This is a genomic window from Selenomonas sp. AE3005, assembly GCF_000686945.1.
In the GTDB taxonomy this organism is placed as follows: Bacteria; Bacillota; Negativicutes; order Selenomonadales; family Selenomonadaceae; genus Selenomonas_A.
In genome coordinates this window covers 15,325-36,858 of the sequence record NZ_JMME01000006.1, presented here as the reverse complement: position 1 = coordinate 36,858, position 21,534 = coordinate 15,325, and the positions used below count along the sequence as shown (strand labels likewise).

The 21,534-nt window shown below is 45.0% G+C and carries 18 protein-coding genes; 6 read left to right on the top strand and 12 right to left on the bottom strand.

Features of this window, described 5'->3' with window-relative positions:
- Positions 1-6: 6 nt before the first annotated feature.
- From DL94_RS0105445 to DL94_RS0105420, 6 genes are all read right to left on the bottom strand, one after another.
- A complete protein-coding gene (locus DL94_RS0105445) occupies positions 7-1,428 on the bottom strand; it encodes a capsular polysaccharide export protein, LipB/KpsS family (RefSeq protein ID WP_028129286.1) in 1,422 nt (473 codons plus the stop codon).
- A 9-nt stretch (positions 1,429-1,437) separates the two neighbouring features.
- Positions 1,438-2,166 carry a glycosyltransferase family 32 protein gene (locus DL94_RS14310; RefSeq protein ID WP_051586327.1) on the bottom strand — a complete coding sequence of 243 codons (729 nt, stop codon included), beginning with the start codon at positions 2,164-2,166 and terminating at the stop codon, positions 1,438-1,440.
- A gap of 45 nt (positions 2,167-2,211) precedes the next feature.
- On the bottom strand, positions 2,212-3,390 hold the full coding sequence (locus DL94_RS0105435; RefSeq protein WP_028129285.1) for a glycosyltransferase: 1,179 nt from the start codon (positions 3,388-3,390) through the stop codon (positions 2,212-2,214).
- A gap of 68 nt (positions 3,391-3,458) precedes the next feature.
- Positions 3,459-4,373 (bottom strand): VirK/YbjX family protein, encoded by a 915-nt coding sequence (locus tag DL94_RS0105430; protein ID WP_028129284.1) that lies wholly within the window; start codon positions 4,371-4,373, stop codon positions 3,459-3,461.
- Positions 4,374-4,383: 10 nt separating this feature from the next.
- Entirely contained in the window at positions 4,384-5,523 is a 1,140-nt protein-coding gene (locus tag DL94_RS0105425) for a glycosyltransferase family protein (RefSeq protein WP_028129283.1), read from the bottom strand.
- A 3-nt stretch (positions 5,524-5,526) separates the two neighbouring features.
- The gene (locus DL94_RS0105420; RefSeq protein WP_369793704.1) at positions 5,527-6,255 is read right to left on the bottom strand and encodes a glycosyltransferase family 2 protein; all 729 of its coding nucleotides are present in this window, start codon (positions 6,253-6,255) and stop codon (positions 5,527-5,529) included.
- 228 nt (positions 6,256-6,483) lie between these two features.
- Between DL94_RS0105420 and DL94_RS0105415 the strand changes: the two genes are divergently transcribed.
- The 6 genes from DL94_RS0105415 (at position 6,484) to DL94_RS0105390 (ending at position 14,139) form a co-directional block, all read left to right on the top strand.
- Positions 6,484-7,926, top strand: a complete 1,443-nt coding sequence (locus tag DL94_RS0105415; protein WP_028129281.1) for an MBOAT family O-acyltransferase — start codon at positions 6,484-6,486, stop codon at positions 7,924-7,926.
- Between the two features lie 18 nt (positions 7,927-7,944).
- Positions 7,945-8,913 (top strand): DUF1574 family protein, encoded by a 969-nt coding sequence (locus DL94_RS0105410; protein WP_028129280.1) that lies wholly within the window; start codon positions 7,945-7,947, stop codon positions 8,911-8,913.
- A gap of 145 nt (positions 8,914-9,058) precedes the next feature.
- Entirely contained in the window at positions 9,059-10,444 is a 1,386-nt protein-coding gene (locus DL94_RS0105405) for an MBOAT family O-acyltransferase (RefSeq protein ID WP_028129279.1), read from the top strand.
- Positions 10,445-10,459: 15 nt separating this feature from the next.
- On the top strand, positions 10,460-11,584 hold the full coding sequence (locus DL94_RS0105400; RefSeq protein WP_028129278.1) for a hypothetical protein: 1,125 nt from the start codon (positions 10,460-10,462) through the stop codon (positions 11,582-11,584).
- Between the two features lie 124 nt (positions 11,585-11,708).
- Entirely contained in the window at positions 11,709-13,151 is a 1,443-nt protein-coding gene (locus DL94_RS0105395) for an MBOAT family O-acyltransferase (protein ID WP_028129277.1), read from the top strand.
- 19 nt (positions 13,152-13,170) lie between these two features.
- Positions 13,171-14,139 (top strand): DUF1574 family protein, encoded by a 969-nt coding sequence (locus DL94_RS0105390; RefSeq protein WP_028129276.1) that lies wholly within the window; start codon positions 13,171-13,173, stop codon positions 14,137-14,139.
- Between the two features lie 45 nt (positions 14,140-14,184).
- Here DL94_RS0105390 and DL94_RS0105385 read toward each other — a convergent pair whose 3' ends face one another.
- The 6 genes from DL94_RS0105385 to DL94_RS0105360 form a co-directional block, all read right to left on the bottom strand.
- Complete coding sequence (locus DL94_RS0105385; protein ID WP_028129275.1) at positions 14,185-15,723, bottom strand: L-lactate permease; 1,539 nt, start codon at positions 15,721-15,723, stop codon at positions 14,185-14,187.
- A 45-nt stretch (positions 15,724-15,768) separates the two neighbouring features.
- Complete coding sequence (locus DL94_RS0105380) at positions 15,769-16,293, bottom strand: D-glycero-alpha-D-manno-heptose-1,7-bisphosphate 7-phosphatase (protein ID WP_028129274.1); 525 nt, start codon at positions 16,291-16,293, stop codon at positions 15,769-15,771.
- Between the two features lie 22 nt (positions 16,294-16,315).
- Entirely contained in the window at positions 16,316-17,302 is a 987-nt protein-coding gene (gene rfaD / locus DL94_RS0105375; protein WP_028129273.1) for an ADP-glyceromanno-heptose 6-epimerase, read from the bottom strand.
- A gap of 147 nt (positions 17,303-17,449) precedes the next feature.
- Positions 17,450-18,427: a D-glycero-beta-D-manno-heptose-7-phosphate kinase gene (gene rfaE1 / locus DL94_RS0105370; protein WP_028129272.1), complete on the bottom strand. Its 978-nt coding sequence runs from the start codon at positions 18,425-18,427 to the stop codon at positions 17,450-17,452.
- Entirely contained in the window at positions 18,427-19,581 is a 1,155-nt protein-coding gene (locus DL94_RS0105365) for a glycosyltransferase family 9 protein (protein WP_028129271.1), read from the bottom strand. The genes rfaE1 and DL94_RS0105365 overlap by 1 nt, the downstream gene beginning before the upstream one ends.
- Before the next feature lie 15 nt (positions 19,582-19,596).
- A complete protein-coding gene (locus tag DL94_RS0105360; RefSeq protein WP_028129270.1) occupies positions 19,597-21,534 on the bottom strand; it encodes an LTA synthase family protein in 1,938 nt (645 codons plus the stop codon).

Below are 21,534 nucleotides of genomic sequence, written 5' to 3'. Positions count from 1 at the left end.
TCCATGCTATGCTGTATGCTTTTCTATATACGAAAGCATAAATGTCAAAAAATCATAAATATACTTATTGTTCTTATCTAAATCAAAGTTTTTTACACTAGGAATGCTATCATTGCTTATGATTCCCGTTCCCATTTTCTTCATCATTTTAGCCACAGCCTTTTCAAATTCCCCATGGTCTATCTTGTAATTCATTATTTCATCTAAGGTTATCCCTTCATGATAATGAAACACGCCAGGTAAAGCCCCATACCAAGCCTTACCAAAGACTAAGGCATTCTTGCCGCCACTTATTGCCTCCCAGCCAGTCGTCCCAACTAGTGTGGCTACAAACTGGCTATGACGATTCAACTCATAAGTATCTATCTTATTGCTAACCAGATGAACTTTAGGGAGCAGCGCTAATTGTTTGAAGAAATACTCTCCACGCATATATTCTGTCTGCAGGGGATGTTCCTTAGCATATATCACCCAATCATCAGGAATCAACTGCGAAAGGTGTTCCAATAATAATAACTGATTACAATATATGCCGCCCAATGTATCCGTAGTCATTTCCGGTTGCAAATGCAAAGGGTAATAAACATACGGCTGATTGTAATCGACCTTCTCCAGCACAGTATTTTTGTAAGCTTTTTGATAATTCTTATGTTCAATAGTGCGGCCGATTTTTTCTACCAATTTCTTCTGCACCATCTTTTCAAAGGCACCGTATTTCTGCCGATTCATAGCTAGAATCTCTTTGCGTTCATTCAGCCATTTATTGGGCTCCAGCAATGCCCGCAGCTTTCTTTTTACACCTTTATGACTAAATTCAGCCAACCAGTCTTCATCCATATCAAACCAATCATTTTCTATTTTTTGCTCAATATGAACCGGTTCTGTTCTTGACTCATATTCTGGTACGTCTTTGAATGTGCCATAATCATCCAACGAAAAAGCATAGGCAAAACGATTTTCCAAACGAGTTACACTACAAAAGAAAGTCTTTACTCCCATTGCCTCGGCTACATAATAAAGAAGTAACATCCAGCCTCCATGAGGCACATCACCAAATATAACCAAATCCGTTTCACATTGGTATAGGAGCGTATAGTAGTACCGCGTGACAATATGTATCATATTTTGCAGTTCGTAAAATGGCTTTCCATAAAAATACATATCCCTTGAAAAACCAATGGCCAAAATACGCGCATGCTTTTCTATATATTTTTCAACATCTATAGGCACAACCTTTAAATCCAAATCCGCATAGTTGTTTACAAATTCATCAAAAAAATATTCTGCACAATCAACATCCGCGAACTCTTGTTTATAGTGTTCTCCAACAAACCACTTTTTTAAGTCGATCTGCCCATTCTTGTTTAGGTTAAAAATAGCTTTTCTAGCTATTATATTATCAAATCCCCAAATAAATGTTTTTAACATTGAATTGACTCACTTTCCTAAATCCGTAAAATGATGTATTGCATATGTATTATCCGTTATTTTCCAACCATCACCTTGTTTTTCTGGCAATAAGTAATCCCTCGAAAAAAACACACCATCTCTAAATCTTTGCGTTTGACCATTTCTTTTTAGTCCACAATATAGCTGTGTAAGTTTTGTCACAATCCGCGTATTAGCCATTATATAGTATATATTGCCTAAATTTCTATTAACATACCAGCCCAAAAGTAATTTTATGTAACGGCTTCCTTTTTTTGCCCCCGCAGTGCCTATTGATGCATGCCGATAAGATTCAAAAGATGCAAAGAAATCATTCTCTAGCAAATCATCTAGTGGCTTGATAATTTCCACATCTGTATCCATATATACGCCACCATAATTATATAAAGCATGCAAACGCGCCACATCAGCCACATACGCCCACTTGTGATCTTTAAGAGCCTTTCGTGCGAAAGGGTAGTCATCCATAGGGAAATTATCTTCGTTCCAAAGCATAAACTCATACTCTGGCAAATACTTATGCCACGATTCGATACACATCTTTATAGTGTCATTCATTTCCCCACGACCAAACCAGCAATAGTGAATTATTTTGGGAATCTTTTCCGTTAGCTCTAATCTAGAATCTGATTTGTCATTTAGATACTCTCTACCAAAATGCAGATAATGGTCAACTATATCCTTATAAAATAATAATTGTTGTAAAAAATGAATCATATTATTCCTATCACTATTCCTTTACTGAAAAAACTATATACTAAGTTATTTTTTCTTAACAACTTTTCTTATAAGCTCTTCCCACTTTGTCCAAATATATTCTGAACTGTATTGTTTCATTGCTTCACGAGCAGCACTTCCCATTGTATATCTAAGATTCCTGTCAGACATCAAGCACTCAAGTTTTTCTTCCAGCGGTTTCTCCCCGTCATCACACAGATAACCTGTTTTACCATCTTCTATCAAGCCTGCTAATCCCGTGCATCTTTTATATCCTACAGCAGGTAACCCCATACTCATTCCTTCAGCTGCGGCTAAGCCAAAACCTTCACCTGAACTTGGCAAAACAATTATATCACCATTGTATAATACACTTTCAACATCATGAGTAATGCCCTTTATAAAAATCCGATTATTTAAATGCGCATTATCTATCAATTTTTGCAAATATGCTTTATAACTTTTTCTGTTCTCTGCCCCCCATATTTCAAGCTTCCATTGAGGATATTTATCCGCCAAGTTTACAAAAGCCTTTATCAATAAATGTGGTCTCTTTATAGTCTTAACTAATTGCCCGATAAAAATAATCTTATATTCGTCCTTGTTACGTAACAAATTTGCTTGACGCTCATATTGTGGAACAACATTTCCTATAACTTCCACCATCGTGCTCGGGTATCGTGATTTTATTGCATTGACAAAATGCGGCATCAGTACTTGACAGGCAGCACTACATTTTACAGCTTCTTGCTCTTTCTTAGGATAGTTATGAAAATAATCCTCAGGATCACCATGTGACATTGTAATAACTGGAATATCTGATTTTAAATCCAGTATAAAATTTTTGCTTGCTGCTGGCTGAAATGACACAATCACATCCGGCATATTGTTTTTTAATATTCTCTGCAAATTACCTAAAAGATGTTCACTAACAAAATAGTTATTCACACTTTTTGCATATGTTTTAGACAACGGGCGCACCAATTCCCGCACTATTTTATAAGTTACTGGATACTTAAAATCATTTCCTTCATAATGACGAAGATTATAGCATTTTACAGTCTTATCAATTGGAAAGAAAAAATCACCTTTTTTATCATCACTATAAACCACAGTCACATCATGACCACGTTTTGACATCGCGTTAGCAAAAGAGCACGTTACTTTAGACAACCCCCCAGCATCATTAACCATCGCAGTAAAATTCGCCAACATTATCCTCATTACTTCAATCTCCCATTATAAAAACATCTTAAAAATTGCACTTTCTCTTAACAACTTATTATTCGATATCAAGAATGCATCGTCCCCAGCTTTATCTCCTGCATGTTGGCTTCTATTTGCGCATCCACATCATCTTGGAAGGCAAAACGCTTACGATATACAGCCCGTTTACGTGTTGGCACTTCTTCCATGGTTTTGCGTGTCTCCACTAGCGGCAGTTCATAAAATCGCAAATCATCGGTCAGTCGACCGCCGGTTTCCTCCCAAAATGCGCCAAAGTCCGTCTTCAATTTCCTATCAAGGCGAATATGGTTCATCGCATAATAGCCGTCATTTGACACAGCATAAATCCGCTTTACCCCCAATTCTCTGGCTAATGCCTGTGTCATATAGAGAATAAGGTTTTTCGTCCGATAGCGATATGCCCGTTTGGTAGTTTCTTTGACAAACTCTCGTGCATTCTCGGTATTAGGCCCTTGCATGGCTCCAATCCAAAGAGCAGGCTCACCATGCTTGTCCTCGTTAAGCCAAAACAACATATGATAAAGATTCTTCCCATCATAATGCATCTCTATAGCCATCATGCTTTCTTTACGCTGACCAGAATGTGATGCCAATACTGCATGCCAGTCCACGTCTTCATCCGTAGCCTGCCAAATCTTTATCTCCTTGTCATGATATATGTCACTGATAGCCTCTGGCTTTAAACGCGCCTGCAGATACTGGAAGTGATATTTTATCAGATTCGTACGCTCCGTCAATGTCGACCCTTTGTAGAAAAAAGCCCTTGTAGCCTGTTCGATTGGGAACTTATTATAAGCCAAAATATCATTGCGCAATTCATCTTCCTGAAAAAAGGCATACAATTCCCGCATGGCCGGATAGTGTAAGTAAGCCCGGCCGGCAAATATAATTAGACGATGGGCTTCCCGCCATTTTTTCACCCTATACATCTGCTTACCGATAGCGATAAAATCTAACATTTACTTCTCCTTACATCTGCGCCAAAGCCGCAATATTTTTCGCCAGTCTGGTTGGGGAGTAATCACAGTAGGCTCGTTCCAGCTCCTGCTCATAGCGGACCTTGTTCCCATCGTACTGATTCACAAATTTTTCCAGACTGGTCTTTAAATCTGCCATATCACCATTTTTAAAAGACACACCAATATCGTAAGTTGCCAAGATTTCCGGGTTAACATTATCCGCCACAATCACGGGCTTTTGATAGCCCATGGCATTGCTGATAAGGGCTGAAGTGTGATAAAGATACCGCTCATTGCCGTATGGAATCGCCAACGCGTCAACACTGGCCAGTCCCTTTTGCCAGTCTATACCTATCAAAGGCTTGTGCAAAAAATCAATATTAGCATGATTGCTGTACTTTTTGATAATGCGGTCAAAATCCGCTCCATCCTCAGCCGTCTGCGTAGCTCCTTGAACAAAGAGTTTTACCGGCCGCGTATAATGCCCAGCAATAAAGGCCTCCAAGAAAGCCTCCAAATTCTTTTCCCGGCGGTACTGACCAAAAAAGCCAATCGTGAGCGGCTCATCACCCTCCGGTAAATGGGGTGTATACTCGATATCCCGAGGCAGATAGTTGGGCGGTCCATATATTCGTAGATGTTTGGATTTTAAGTCCAGTTTGTCCTTGGCAAAGGTCTGGACACCGATACGGATATTGCCCTGCTCTACAAAAGCCGCCGCTTCATGATTAAGTTTTTCTGCTTCCTTTGGTGTTACCCCATGAATCAGAAACAACACCGGCACGGGGGAATTTTTCAAATTACTCAGTTTTAACGCTCGCAGATAGCGATAAGTAGCCGAAGGGAAAATTATCGCATCAAAAACCCCCTGACAGGCATGTTCGTACATAGCCCGATACCATTTCTGCCGATGCCATTCCCTTCTGGCAGACAGGAGCAACTTGCGCAAGCCATGGGCACCGCGATAGGAGACGCCAGTTCCTGGAATATGATGCACAGGCACACCGTAATTCCATTTAAATTCGTGACCTTCCGGCACATAGAACTCCACCGTATGCCCTAATGCTGTCAGTTCCTCCACCAAAATGCGGTCAAAATCTATCTCATGTCCACCAGGAGTCACTACACACTCCATAATCGCAAACCGCATATTCTATCGTTCCTCCCGTTGTTTATAATATAATTTCACATACTTCGTCATCGTATAAAAATAATGATTCAATGCAAAGATAAGCCCCTGCTTGCCGTCCAGCATACCTAATCGCAGGAAATAAAAGCGTATAAAAGCAAAAGCAGGATGAAGCAGAATAGCAGAAAAGGTTACACGCTTTCCCTGTTCCCACATACGCTGTGCCATCAAATCGGTATATTGATTAAATTTTTCAAAGTAGCGATGCCAATCCGTATAAGTATAATGTAACATCGGATGCCGCAGATTAATTATTGGCAAGTTAAACTGGGGTGACTCATGCACTGCCCCCAACCACTGAACAGTTTTACGCGGGAACAGACGAACACACCAGTCCGGACCGTGTTCACCGTACTTCATCATCTGTCCAAATACGATATTCATCCGCTTTATCTTATACGCTGCCTGTTCATTCCTTGCTACCACCTGTTGTATCTCTTCAACAGCTTCTGGTGTTAGTCTTTCATCCGCATCCAGATAAAACACCCATTCAGCATCTGTCTGTGTAAGCGCAAAATTCCGTTGCCCAGCAAATCCAGCATCATCCATAGGATGAACAATGAATTTTGCCCCATGCTCTTCTGCTAACTTACCAGTTCTATCTGTACTGCCAGAATCAATTACTATTATCTCATCAGCAAAAGCTGCGCTTTCCATGGCCGCTGCAATATTTGCTTCTTCATTTCTTGTCAAGATTATGACTGCCAGTCGCACCGCTACACCTCTTCATTGTTCATGTCAAGATTGATTACTAACATCCTATTATACTACATTCCCCTCAAAAAATCCGCACATTTTTTATTGTGCTTTCCTCAATATTCAGACATCACTTTTTAAACTGTCTTGTGGGGGGGGGGGCATTTGTGCTATTATGATATAGTTATTGACAATCGCTATTATATATGGAGGGAGTATATCTACGTGCTGTTTAACTCTTATGTATTTATTTTTTTCTTCCTGCCACTAACCTTTGCAGGATTCTTTCTGCTAGGGCGCACGGAAAAATACAGCCTGGGTACAGCTTGGCTGGTTTTCGCTTCATTTTTCTTTTACGGCTGGTGGGATGTTCGCTATGTGCCACTATTGGGCGCTTCCATTGTATTCAACTATCTGGTAGGCCGCCGGCTGGAAAATCAGCCCGGACATAAACCGTGGCTGATTTTAGGAATTGTGGTCAATGTACTGTTGCTAGGGTACTTCAAATATACAGACTTTTTCCTATCTACAGTTAACACCTTGGCCGGCGTTGATTATTTTGACCTCCCCCATATTATCCTGCCATTAGGCATATCCTTCTTTACATTTACACAGACAGCCTATTTAGTGGATGCCTACCGTGGTGACGCCCGCAATGAATCCTTTCTTACCTACTGTGAGTTTGTAACCATTTTCCCTCATCTCATTGCAGGACCAATTATCAACCATAAAAAGATGATTCCACAGTTTGTGGCTAAGGAAACTTTCCATTTAAATTACGACAATATCGCCATGGGGATCAGCCTGTTTACCATGGGCCTGTTCAAGAAAGTTATCATTGCTGATATGCTTTCTCCCTGGGTAAAGGATGCATTTACCAATGCTGATAAGCTGACCTTCCTGGAAGCCTGGATTGGAGCACTGGCCTATACATTCCAGCTGTATTTTGACTTCTCCGGCTATAGTGAAATGGCCATCGGTCTGGGCTTGATGTTCAACCTGCGGCTGCCAGTAAACTTTAACTCGCCCTACCAAGCAAAAAGCATTATCGATTTCTGGCGACGTTGGCATATGACGCTGGGCAGCTGGGTAAAGGATTATCTTTACATTCCCATGGGTGGCAACCGTCACGGCGAAATCAAGAAAATGCGTAATCTTTTTATCTCGATGCTGATTATCGGACTCTGGCACGGCGCGGGCTGGACATTCGTAATTTGGGGCGGTCTGCATGGCCTTTTCCTGATGATTAATCATCAATGGCGCAGATTGAAAATCCAGCTTCCCAATTTTGTCAACTGGGGCATAACTTTTCTCTGTGTAGTAATCTGCTGGGTATTCTTCCGTGCCGACAGCATTAGTAGTGCTTTTAATATTCTGGCAGCCATGACAGATATTACCGGTTTTGCCTTGCCCCTGGACAGTTCTTGGGAGCGTTCTCTTTCCAGTACTAGCATAGCTTTTGTTGAGTGGCATATCCACCGGCCTTTCCATCAATGTCTCTTAGTCCTTCTGTTTTTAGGCATCCTGCTCTACAAAGTAAAGAATCCTATATTATGGATGGAAAAATTCAAGGCCAATTGGAAGTGGTTTATTGGCACCCTTATTGTTCTGCTGTACACGCTGTACAACACCAACAGCTACACAGAATTTTTGTATTTTCAATTTTAAACGGAGGATAACATCATAATGAATGCCAAGAGATTTGTATGGCTGACGGTGGGCATATTATTGTTCTTAGCCATCAGTATTTACACTCTGGTTCTGCTTTTACCAGAAAACCGTTATATGGATGATGAGTACCCCAATTGGTTGGAACAAAGAGACTATGTATTTACAGATGATACCAAGCAAGAAATCCTGTTGCTAGGAGATTCCCGCATGAAGATGGGAACTATCCCCACAGAAATGGGCGACAATGTATATAATCTGGCATTAGGCGGCGGTTCTCCTATTGAAATGTACTACACATTGAAAAACTATTTACAGCACCACCCACGCCCTAAAGCTGTAATTTTAGGCTTTGGCCCCACTCATTTTACACAGATGAAATCTTACACAGGCCGCACCTTGTATTTTCATTACTTAGACGATAAAACCGTAAAGGACATAAATACAACAATAAAGGATTTGGATGGCGTAGATTTGCAAACAGAGGCCCTGGCCTATAAATACCGCTGGCCCAATGTCTATATGCGGCCTGTCTTACGCAGTATTTTTAAGCCCCGTGAGAAAAAGAATGCTATGCTTTACCAACAAGCTCGTGAAGCAAAAGGGCGACTTATTAAAAATGACAAATCCGAAGAACAATATATCGTTACACCAGAAAGCAAAGATGGCCCTTTTGCACCCCTGAAAAGTCTGACCTATTATACAGAGCAAATACTGGCCCTATGCAACGACAACAACATCCCAGTGTATATGGAACAGCTTCCTATGGGCAATCCCGGATACCAGCGTCTGATCGACAACGGTTATATGGCTGATTATCATGCCTATCTGCGGCAAATGCAAGAGAAGTATGCTGTAAACATATATTATGACATTCCTCTTTATGAACCTTATTATTTTCAAGACGAGCATCATCTAAATCGCAAGGGAGCTCTACGGTACTCTAATGAACTAAAAGAACGTTATCCCTTTATATTTAACAAATAAAATATTACGCCAACAATAAGAGTCTGTGAAATCGCCACTTTTTCACAGACTCTATTTTTTCGCCGCGGCTTGTACGGGGGGGGCATGTGTGCTATGATAGTGGAGGATTCGCATAATAGGTACTATTGTGAAGGGAGTTATCCATTTGTTATTTAATTCTTTTGAATTTATGTTTTTGTTCCTGCCACTAACTTTTGCAGGCTTTTTTTATTTAGGACATAAGGGCCAAAAACAGCTGGCAACACTCTGGCTAGTACTGGCCTCCTTTTTCTTCTATGGATATTGGGATATGCGTTATGTGCCGTTGTTGTTCGGTTCGATCTGTTTCAACTATCTGGTAGGGAAGCAGTTAGAGGCCAATAATGGACACAAGGGTTGGCTAGCCTTTGGCATCGTTATAAATGTTCTGCTACTGGGTTACTTCAAGTACACAGATTTTTTTCTGAGCACGCTCAACGATGTGACCAGAACAAATTTCTTTGATTTACCACATATCATCCTGCCCTTGGGCATATCATTCTTCACCTTTACCCAAACAGCTTACTTGATGGATGCCTATCGGGGTGAGGCTAAAAATCAATCTTTTGCAACTTATTGTGAGTTTGTTACCATCTTCCCTCATTTGATTGCAGGGCCCATTATCAACCATAAGGAAATGATCCCCCAGTTCGTGGCGGATAAAACCTTCCGCATCAACTATGAAAATATCGCACTAGGTCTGATGATTTTTACCTTTGGCCTGTTCAAAAAAGTGGTTATTGCCGATAAACTGGCTATTTATGCGAATGAAGCTTTCAGTCATACGGATTCACTGACCTGTGTGGAAGCATGGATAGGCGCTTTGAGCTATACCTTGCAGCTCTATTTTGACTTCTCTGGCTATAGTGAAATGGCTATCGGATTGGCTCTACTTTTTAATCTGAAAATTCCTGTGAACTTTAACTCACCTTATCAGGCACGAAGTATTATCGATTTCTGGCGACGCTGGCACATGACCTTAGGTTTGTGGGTGAAAAATTATCTCTATATTCCCATGGGCGGCAACCGTCATGGTGAATTAAAAAAAATGCGCAATCTCTTTGTGTCCATGTTGATAATTGGTCTTTGGCATGGTGCAGGCTGGACATTTATCATCTGGGGAGGCCTGCATGGGCTGTTACTGATGATTAACCATGCTTGGCGCAGGACAAGCATAACTTTACCAAAAGTGATGAATTGGGGGATAACGTTTCTCTGCGTTGTGATTTGTTGGGTATTCTTTCGCGCGGGCAGTCTTCAGGAAGCGCTATCCATATTGAACAGTATGACCACTATGCAAAGCATGTTCCTAGGGGATAAAAAGAATAATGAACTTTTAGCCGAACTATTTCTTGTCATAATTATTTTGACACGGCTGCCGAATACTTTGATCTTGCTGAGACACTTCCAGCCCAATAATAAATGGATACTAATAGCTAGTATAATGTTACTATTCAGCCTGTATGGTGTAGCATTAGTTGGTACTGGAGAATTCCTTTATTTTCAATTCTAATACAGGAGTATAAACATGGATGAAAAATATCACTTATTTATCAAAAAATTTATCCTTATAAATTTTACCTTAATTTTCTTCGTGGTAAGCATCTCCGATATAGTCATGAGACTCTATCGGGAAAACTATAGCGATAACGAAGTTTTGCAGAATTACGAGAACGTACTTTACGGCAGCATATTAAAAGATGGAAACACTCTAAAGTTTCCCATCGTAGAAAAGAAGCAACCCAACGTAATAGCATTAGGCTCTTCCCGCGTTATGCCCTTTAGAGCAGCATTCTTCCTAAATAAAGATTTTTACACCATGGGGGGCCTGGGCTCCAGTGTTGATGATGTTGTATATACTTGGAATAAGATAAAAACAATATATACCCCAAAAGTTGTTATTCTTGGAATAGATCCCTGGTGGATAAATCCCAATTACAAACTCGGTGTAACTTTTTTAAATATTAATAAGCAACAGCAATATAGAAAGTATATCGAACTGTTCAGGAATAACAAAATTCGCCGTCAGTTATTGCACCTTGATGAAATCAAAGCTATTGATGACTACGGTCAGCGCCAAACAGTAGGCCTAAATGCTGCTGTAAACAGCAACGGCTTCAGGCTTTCTGACGGCAGCTATCAGTATGGTCGGGAAATCAGGCAAAATGCCGATAGAACAACAAAATTTGCTGACACATATAAACGAATGCGAGAAGGAAAACAGAATGACCGTTTTGTTTGGTGCGATACCATTGATCACAAAGAACTTGGAAAAATAGATGCATTATTACAAGATATTACTACATCCGGTGCTAAAGTTATCGTATTCTTACCACCATTTCCTCATGAAGTATACACTTATATGGACGACAGTATTCATTATCATGATTATCTGCATGCCTATATGGATAAAACCGAAAAAATGTGCAGTAAGCTGGACATCCCATTTTATAATTTTTGTGATTTAGCCAGCATCGGCTCTTCAGATGACGAAACCGTAGATGGCTTCCACGGTTCAGAAATAGCATATGCACGAATTACAGCATTACTGGGACAAGAGGAAACATTAGCACCATACATTAATCACGTTGTTCTAGATGAAGCTATAAATCACCCATTGGATAATATGCAAGCAATACCAGCCGCATACTGATAAAAAGCAACGCATTTTAGCGCAAAGATCCCTCTCCGCAATGTCTTGTGTGGGGTGGGATCTTTATGTTACAATAGGGGGAGTTCTTGATGACTTCTACTATCTATGGGGGGAATATCTACTCGTGCTGTTTAACTCTTATGTGTTTATCTTTTTCTTCCTGCCACTAACCTTTGCAGGATTTTTTCTGCTGGGACGCAGGGAAAAATATCGCTTAGCTACAGCCTGGCTGGTTTTCGCTTCATTTTTCTTTTACGGCTGGTGGGATGTTCGCTATGTGCCTCTGCTGGGTGCTTCCATTGTGTTCAACTATCTGGTAGGCCGCCAGCTGGAAAATCAGCCCGGACATAAACCATGGCTGATTTTGGGTATTGTGGTCAATGTACTGTTGCTAGGTTACTTCAAATATACAGACTTTTTCCTGTCTACAGTTAACACCTTGGCAGGCGCTGATTATTTCGACCTCCCCCATATTATCCTGCCGTTAGGCATATCCTTCTTCACGTTTACACAGACCGCCTACTTAGTAGATGCCTACCGTGGTGAAGCCCGCAACGAATCCTTTCTTACCTACTGTGAGTTTGTAACCATTTTCCCTCATCTCATTGCCGGGCCAATTATCAACCACAAAAAGATGATTCCACAATTTGTGGCTAATGAAACTTTCCACTTAAATTACGACAATATCGCCATGGGTATCAGTCTGTTTACCATGGGCCTGTTCAAGAAAGTTATCATTGCTGATATGCTTTCTCCCTGGGTAAATGATGCGTTTACCAATGCTGATAAGCTGACTTTCCTGGAAGCTTGGATTGGAGCACTGGCCTATACATTCCAGCTGTACTTTGACTTCTCCGGCTATAGTGAAATGGCCATCGGTCTGGGCTTGATGTTCAATCTGCGGCTGCCAGTAAACTTTAACTCGCCCTACCAAGCAAAAAGCATTATCGATTTCTGGCGACGTTGGCATATGACGCTGGGCAGCTGGGTAAAGGATTATCTTTACATTCCCATGGGTGGCAACCGTCACGGCGAAATCAAGAAAATGCGTAATCTTTTTATCTCGATGCTGATTATCGGACTCTGGCACGGCGCGGGCTGGACATTCGTAATTTGGGGCGGTCTGCATGGCCTTTTCCTGATGATTAATCATCAATGGCGCAGATTGAAAATCCAGCTTCCCAATTTTGTCAACTGGGGCATGACTTTTCTCTGCGTAGTGATCTGCTGGGTATTCTTCCGTGCAAACAGCATTAGCAGTGCCTGCAATATATTAATTACAATGACAGACATCTCCAGTCTGGCACTCCCCATAAATACTTTCTGGGAGCGAGAGTTGAGCTGGCTGCCTGTACCTTTTGTCGAATGGCATATTGACAAAAGCCTGCATCAATGTTTAATCATCCTGCTTATTTTGCTAGTTTTAACTACCAAAGTAAAAAATCCTCTGCAATTCATACAATCCTTCCACCCTGGCTGGCGTTGGGTTGTCATTACTATAGCTATGCTGGTTTACTCTTTGTACCAAATGAATACATTCACAGAGTTTTTGTATTTCCAATTTTAATTTCACAGGAGAAAATATCGTGTCTGCAAAAAAATATACATTTATTATCTCTGCTACGGTCTTCCTGTTGCCCATTATCATCTATGCCTTGGTTTTGCTAACACCTCCCGAACGCTATATGGGAGAAGACTATCCCTATTGGATGCAGCAAAAGGACTACGTTTCCACCGCCAATAATCAACAGGAAGTCTTACTTTTTGGCGATTCACGTATGAAAATCGGCGCTATTCCCACAGAAATGGGCGATAATGTCTATAATCTATCCCTAGCCGGCAGTGATCCCATTGAAGCATACTACAGCTTGCGAAAATATCTGGCTAATCACCCCAATCCCAAGGCTGTAATTCTTGGGTATGGCCCCACTCATTATACAAAAACCAGCGGCTACTTAGGTTTTGCTGTTTACTATCGTTACCTGGATGATGATGAAATCGTAGAAGCCAACAGACATATCAAAGAATTGGATGGTACTGACTATAGCATGGAAGATTTCATGTATAAACACAAGTTCCCCCAATTTTATATGCAGCCAATGCTGGCAGGGATTCTAAAAGACAAGACAAAACGCAACCACGCCCTTTATCAAGATGCTTGCAACAAAAAAGGATATTGGCCTAAAAATGACAAAAAGGAAGAACACTTTATTGTAACACCAGAAAGTAAACAGGAGCATTTTACCCCCTTACCATCCGTCACTTTCTACACCGAAGCTATCATCAACCTTTGTCAGAAAAACAATATCCCTGTCATCATTGAGCAGGTTCCCTTGGGTAACCCAGGACTTCAGCGGATGGTTGACAGTGGGTATACGGCTGAATATGCACAGTATATACAGTCCTTCGCAGATAAATTCCATATCACAGTAAACACTACCATCCCCTTATATGATGCACATTATTTCCAAGATGACCACCATCTCAACAAAAAAGGGGCAGAACGCTATAGTCATGAACTAACAGCAAAATACCCCCATATCTTCACCAATTAAAATCATCCCAGACTAATTTTAGTCTGGGATGATTTTAATATTCTTTTATAACCAGGTACCACCAAAGTAGACCAGCATCCCCAGCAGAATTATGAACGGCAGATATATTTTCATGGTCAGGCCTAGCAGCTGGCTTTCGGTGCCGCGGCCGGCTATGCCGATGGCCGCTACGCCGATGGCGATACTCTGGGGAGCAATCAGTTTGCCGGCGCAGGCCCCTGTAGCATTGGCGGCGGCAATCCAAATCTGCGTGTTGAGCGGCGCGCCGATGGCCACAGCGGCATCCATCTGGAGCTTGCCCAACAGAATGCAGGTACTGGTGGCCGAGCCAGTGATAAAGCCGCCCACGGAGCCGATAAAGGCAGCAATGGCCGGGTACATAAGCCCCGTTGCTGCCACGGTGTTGTCAGCAATCGTAGTGGTCATGCCGCTATAGCCCATAACTTTGGCGGTTGCGATAATGCTGATGATGGTGATAAAGGTCGGCCGCAGACTGGTCAGTGTCTTGCGCAGAACGGTCAGCATATCCCCCAGCGGCGTTTTTTGTATAAAACCGCTCAAGAAGGTTGCAAAGAAAATCACCATGCCCGGGGTAGCTATCCACTGGAAAGTGTACGGGCTGCCGCCCTCGCCCCTATAAATCAGCACGGACGTCCTGACCTGGGATATGGAATCGTAAATCGTCGGCACGAGTTTGCTGGTCAGCAGCAGCAGGACAAAGATAAGTCCAAAGGGCAGCCAGGCATAAAAAGCCTGTTTTCGCGATACTGCCGCAGCCTCATCGCGCTGCAGAACATACGCCGAATCCTTAGGCGGGAAAAAATGTACGGCACCGATTATGGCTCCCATTGTACAGATTGCCCCGGCCACACCAGCCAGCTCCGGCCCCATAAAGTAGGACACGAGCAGCTGCGCCAGCACGTAGCTGACACCGGCCGCGCCACACACGGGCACCATGCCCTTTATGGCCTGCATGCCGCCGCCGGCGATAGCCACCATCAGGAAGGGACAAAATAGCCCCAAAATACTTATCTGTAAAGCCACATAGGTGGCCAGCTGCGCAGAATCAGTCCCCATAATGCCCGACAGCGTCACCAGGGGAATACCGATGGAACCATAAGCCGATGGCACGAAGTTGGCCACCAGGCACACAGCCACAGAACTTACGGGATTTATCCCCATGCCAGCGAGCATACTGGCCGGGATAGCCACAGCCGTACCAAAGCCGGCCATACCTTCCAGAAAACCGCCAAAACCAAAGGCAATCAGCAGGATAAGCACACGGTAATCGCTGCTCACCGAAGTGAGCATGGCTTTGATAATATCCATGCCCTTGGTATGTACGGACAAATGATAGGTGTAAATCGTAGCCGTGATAATCAAAAGTATCGGCCAGCAAGCCAACGCCGTCCCTTCCAGAACTGCACTGGCCATATAATCCCAAGGCATGCCAAAATACGCGATACTGGCAAATAATGACAACAAGAGGGCCACAGGGCAGGCCTTCCAAGCCGCCATCTTCAGTCCTGACAGAGCCACAATCAGCCACAAAATAGGCAGAACACCCATAAATAGCAAAGTCACGAGGAATCACCTCTTTTTTTTATATTTTTTGAGATAGTTCGACATTCAGCGAATAATTTCCTTTACGCAGCTCAGCAAATTGCCATTTGTATACTTAATACCTGTTACACCAGCCCTGGCTGCGCACTCCATATCGCTGTCACTATCCCCGACAAAGTACGATTTTGACCGGTCAATTTCGTACTCCGCGCAGGCAGCATCCACCATGCCCGTTGCCGGCTTGCGGCAGCTGCACACTTTGCGATATTCTGCTAATTTCGCCTGCGGATGATGCGGGCAGTAAAAGAGCGCATCTAAATGCGCTCCTATTTTTGCCAGCTCCCGGTTCATCCAGTTGTAGACATTTTTGATATCCGTTTCCGGGTAATAGCCCCGGCCAACGCCGCTCTGGTTCGTGACTAAAATCGCCAGGTAACCTTTGCTATTTACGTATTTTATGGCCTCCTGCGCACCGTCTATCCAAACAAAATCTTCCGGACGGTGCAGGTAGGCGATATCGACATTAAGGGTGCCGTCACGGTCAAAAAAGACGGCTTTTGACACCTCATCCGCCTCACTTCTGTTCGGCACCTTCCCCTCAAGGGGAAGGCTTTTAGTTGTTATAGTCAAAATAGCCACCCTTATCGAGGAAATCAACATACTCCTTAACAGCGTCCTTCATATCATGGAAACCTTCATCATAGCCGGCAGCCAGCAGGTTCGTTGTATCGGCCTCGGTGAAGTTCTGATATTTGCCCTTGAGGACTTCTGGGAATTCACGGTAAGCGATTTCGCCCTTGCCCAAGGCGCTGATAACAGCGTCAGCCACTTCATTGTAGGTATGGGCATGACCAGTACCGCAGTTGTAGATTCCGCTCTTGCCCTTGTTCTCCCAGAACCACAAGTTCACGTTTACTACGTCCTTGACATAGACAAAGTCACGGCGCTGTTCGCCGTCCTTGACCGGCGTACCGGCAATCTCGCCCCAGCCCTGGAACAGACGTGCTTTGCCGGTTTCATTTACCTGATTGTACAGCTGATAGAAGATGGAGGCCATCTTGCCCTTATGATGTTCCTGCGGTCCGTAAACGTTGAAATATTTCAGGCCTACAATCTGGCTCTGCGCCTCCGGCATAACCTGACGTACATAGCGGTCAAAGGCCAGCTTGGAGAAGGCATACGGATTCAAAGCGTCCTCACACTCATCGCCTTCGCGGAAACCATTCTTGCCGCTGCCGTACGTGGAGGCCGACGATGCATACAGGAAAGGAATACGGTGCTGCAGGCAGAAATGCAGCAGGGACTTGGAATACTCATAGTTGACGCGCATCATGTAGTTGACATCGTATTCCATAGTATCGGAGCAGGCCCCTTCATGGAATACGGCATCAATATCAGTGCCATCGAAATCATCGTTTTCAATGCACTGCAGGAAATCGTCCTTATGCTGGTAATCGATGAATTTCAAGCCACGCAGATTTTTATAGTTCTGCCCGTCTTTCAGGTCATCAACCACCAGAATATCCGTACGGCCACGACGATTAAGTTCCTTTACCAAGTTGCTGCCAATAAACCCGGCACCGCCAGTTACGATAATCATAAATAATCCTCCCATGCAATCAGCAAACTAACCAAATATCGTGCGCCCAAGGACGGGCGCCCGTGACCGTAAATCCCCGGACGGGATTTCAGGTCACAGTTTTCTTTTGGTTACTTTTCTTTGCACCAAAGAAAAGTAACACGATGTTTATCTTAATACTGCCAAAAGTTCCTCTTTACTTACCGCGTAAGTACCAACCTTCGCCACTACGACGCTGGCCGCCATATTGGACATATAAGCGCAGATTTCCGGCGCCAGGCCGCCGGCCAGCCCCAGGGTAAAGACAGCGATAACCGTATCCCCGGCACCTGATACATCAAAGACCTCCTGCGCCTTGGTCGGAATATGCTTAGCCTCCGTCTTGGTGACCAGTGACATGCCGTATTCCGAACGAGTGGCCAGTACCTGCTTGATACCGAACTTACCCATAACATAACGGGCCGCCTGCTCAATAGCTGCGTCCTGATTCTTGATTTTTTCCGGCAGCACCGCATTGAGTTCCTTGAAATTCGGCGTTATATAGTCAGCACCGCTGTACTTGCCCCAGTTCGTGCCTTTGGGGTCCACCACCACCGGCACGCCCTGCGCATGACAACATTTTATGACAGCCTGGCAGGTCTCCGGCGTACAGGCTCCCTTGCCATAGTCAGAGATAATTACGCCGTCCACGCCTTCGCTAAGCCGCGTACTGACGTAATTCTGCAGACGCTGGGCGTACTCACCCGTCATGGGGTCAGCCTCTTCAAAGTCAAGCCGCAGCATTTGCTGATGGCCGCCGATAACGCGCAGTTTCGTCGTCGTCGGTCTGTCGGTGTGAATCAGCCCCCGAAAGTCAATGCCCCGGGACGTAAACTTATCCGTCAGGCTTTGGCAGTGATAGTCATCACCCACATATCCGGCAATCTGCGTCTGACAGCCCAGCAGGGCCAGATTGTGCGCAACGTTGGCCGCACCGCCCAAAGTTTCCTTCTGGCTCAGTACTCTTGTCACCGGCACCGGTGCCTCCGGGGAAATTCTCGTCACTTCGCCGTAATAATACTTATCCAGCATTACGTCCCCGACCACGAGCAAACGGCATTTACCGGTAGCCTGCGCCACGAAATCATACATTTTCTGTTTATCCATCAAAATTCTCCTTTTGAAAGGTCAATCACCCGGCACTGATAATCACCGTAATGCGGAGGCAATTTATAAGCCGGTTCACCGTGGTACTTATCCAGCAGCTCCCAAACAAAGTTCATTACCGCCGCCACGGGGATATTTTTCATACAGGCCAGATTGCCCTCGCCTTCGCGCTGGCACTGATGTATGCCGCAAGGATGACAGGCCTCCGGTGTCTTAACGAGCACCGACCGTCCGTCATAGGGATAAAAACCTGGTACCGGCGACGCCCCAAACATGGTCACTATGGGCACATTCATAGCCACGCCGATATGCATCGGCCCGGAATCCGTGGTCAGCATCAGTACACAGCGCCGCAGCAGCCCGGCCAGTACAGCCAGACTAACCTTGCCGGTAAAAATATGCACGAGGCCGCTGTCCTTGTATTCCATCTGCTGGCAGCATTTAGCCACGATATCCTTATCCATCGGGCCGCCGAAAAAGGCGATATGATAGCCTTTGCCTGCCAGCATATCCGCGGCCTGCGCGAAGTATTCCGTCAGCCAGCGCTTGGTCTCCCAGCTGGCACCGATATTAAAGGCAATAACTTTATCTGTGGGGGTAAATTCCTGCTGCCAAAGTTCCTCTGCCTGCTGGGCAGCGGCCTCCGACAGGCAAAGTGTCAGCCCCACATCTTCCGGCTGGGCGATGCCGAGTGCCTCACGCAGCACCGCCATATGCGAATGCACCTGGTGCTGCGTGCCGGGAATCCGGCGGTTGCCGTCCCGGCGTGCCAGTGACGGATTTTTCATTACCTTATCAAAGAGCAGTGACCAGGGTGGCTTACTATAGCCTACAATCCTGGGTGCCCCACTCAAAGCTGCGATAGCGGAAGAACGTTCATTGCGGTGCAAATTGATAACCAAATCGAATTTCAGTTTCCGCACCCTGCGAGCAAAAGCCAGCAGGCGCAGGGTTCCTTTATCCGCGCCCTTTTTATCCATAAACAGGCAGGTATCCACATGGGGATTGCACTCCACCAGGTCATGCCAGCGGCTGTCCGCGAGCAATGTCAGTCTGGCCTCGGGGTAAGCCTTACGCAAAGCCCCCAGCACAGGAGTCGTCAGCATGAGGTCGCCAATCTGCATGAGATTTATGACCAATATATTTTTATACAAGCGTGTCCCCCCTGTTTACTGATTACCGCCATGCGTGACCAGCCAGTAGCCCATGGTACGCATTTCCTTGAGGAAACTGTCCAGTTTGCCCCGTTCGGCCTGCATATCTGCGTCCTCTATCCCGGGCAAAAGTTCCGTCTTGTCGTCCTCAATACGGCCGATGACTTTGTCAGTCAGGAATGTGCTGCGGTTAAACGCCGCCGGCCAGTCACCGATAGCTGGTGCTACCGAATTGTATTTAAAACCTGCCGGTGCAATGAGGTTCAGCAGCGTCGGCGTAATGCCGATACAGCCGCCCACCGCATTATGCGGCAGAATATCCTTGTTTACCCCGTTTCCGTACAGGACAAACGGCACGGACTGGAATTCAAACAACGTGGGCTTGGGCCCCGGATTCGAACGCACCGCATGGTCGCCGGTAATGACAAACAAACTGTCCGGATAGGCAGCCAGTGTCTCCCGGGCAAAATTCGTCACCACTTTGTCCATGTACCAGTAATGCCCGAGCTCAACCGCCAGATTATGGGGGTCCTTTTCATCGGGAATCAATTTGCGTACCAGTTCCTCAGCCTTATCTACATCAAACCCTTCCGCCTGCAAATCCAGATTATATGGCGGATGGTTGCTGGTGGTCATAATGACATGCACCGTTGGTTCTTCCTGGTCTAAATGCTGTTTAAGCGCGGCAAACAGATAGCCATCGTTCGTGCCCCACGGTGTCGTCTTGGGTGCATGCAGTTCCGGGAACCCGTAGAAATTATCAAAGCCTTGCGCCATCGCCAGGCGGCTTATCGCGTCCCAGGACGGTGCACCGCCGTACCAAAAGTCAACTTTGTAGCCCAGCTCATGGAACGGAATCGACAGCGCAGTGGGATAAAGCCCCTTATAACTGCGCGGCTGGTAATTTACCCGGACATTTATCTCGGGAATACCTGTAATAATACCGGTAATCGCCACGGAAGTGAATTCCCCATTGGGCATGAAGTTCGGCGTATAATAGCCTTGTTCGTCCTTGCCCAGGCCCTTTATACCATCAGCGATATGCAATTCCTCATACTTAGCCAGCAGCGGCCACTGCATGCCGGTTTCTTCGAGAATGATAAAAATGTGACGCGGTTTGGCCAGCTTGGCTCCCGGTGTCTGTCTGGCAATAGCCCGGGCAGCGTCAGCCTCCTGTATCTGCGCCAGGGCTGCCTTGTCCACGCCATAGATATCCCCCTGCTGCATGCGTTTTTCCGTATTGATGGCGCGGTATATGCCCTGCACATCGTCCAGAATACACTCATTGAGGAAATCATCTTTGGTCAGGGCGCAATGTTCCCAGTTCACGCCGGTGGCGTAGGAAACACCACCGCCCCAGCGGCAGAAAAACATAAAGGCAAAGGTGATGACAAACGCCAGTATACCTGCACCCCAGCTGCCTATGGGCAAGTTTATTTCCTTCGTGGGCCGGCTCAGCAGTTTATGCAGGATCCAGGTCAGCACAGCCGTGACGATTACAGCAGCTGCCAGCCCCTGAATCAGACCGTACTCATGCACCATCGTACCGAGCAGGGCTGTCTTATCATCGTGCCAACCCTGAAAAATCTGCATGCTGTATGTCATGTGAAATTCTTTATAATATGGAAACCGGGCGATAAACAGCACGGTCAGCAGAAAACTGGCCAGGCCGCCCACCACGAGCCGCACCCTGCCCCAGTGCAGCCTGGGAATAACCAGGGCCGGCAAAGTTGCCAGCACAAAGCCCAGCAGGGCAAAGCCGCCGGCACTTTTTAAGGACAGTCTGATGCCCACAAAGTTGGAAACCAGAATATCCTGCATATCCGCCGCCGGGCCCATAAAACTGCTCATGCCGGCCATAAATAGCACGCGGTACAGCGCCATCAACAATAGTAAAAAGAAGAACAACCGTAAATCCAATTGGATATTGTGCCAATATCCCCTAAGCCTCAT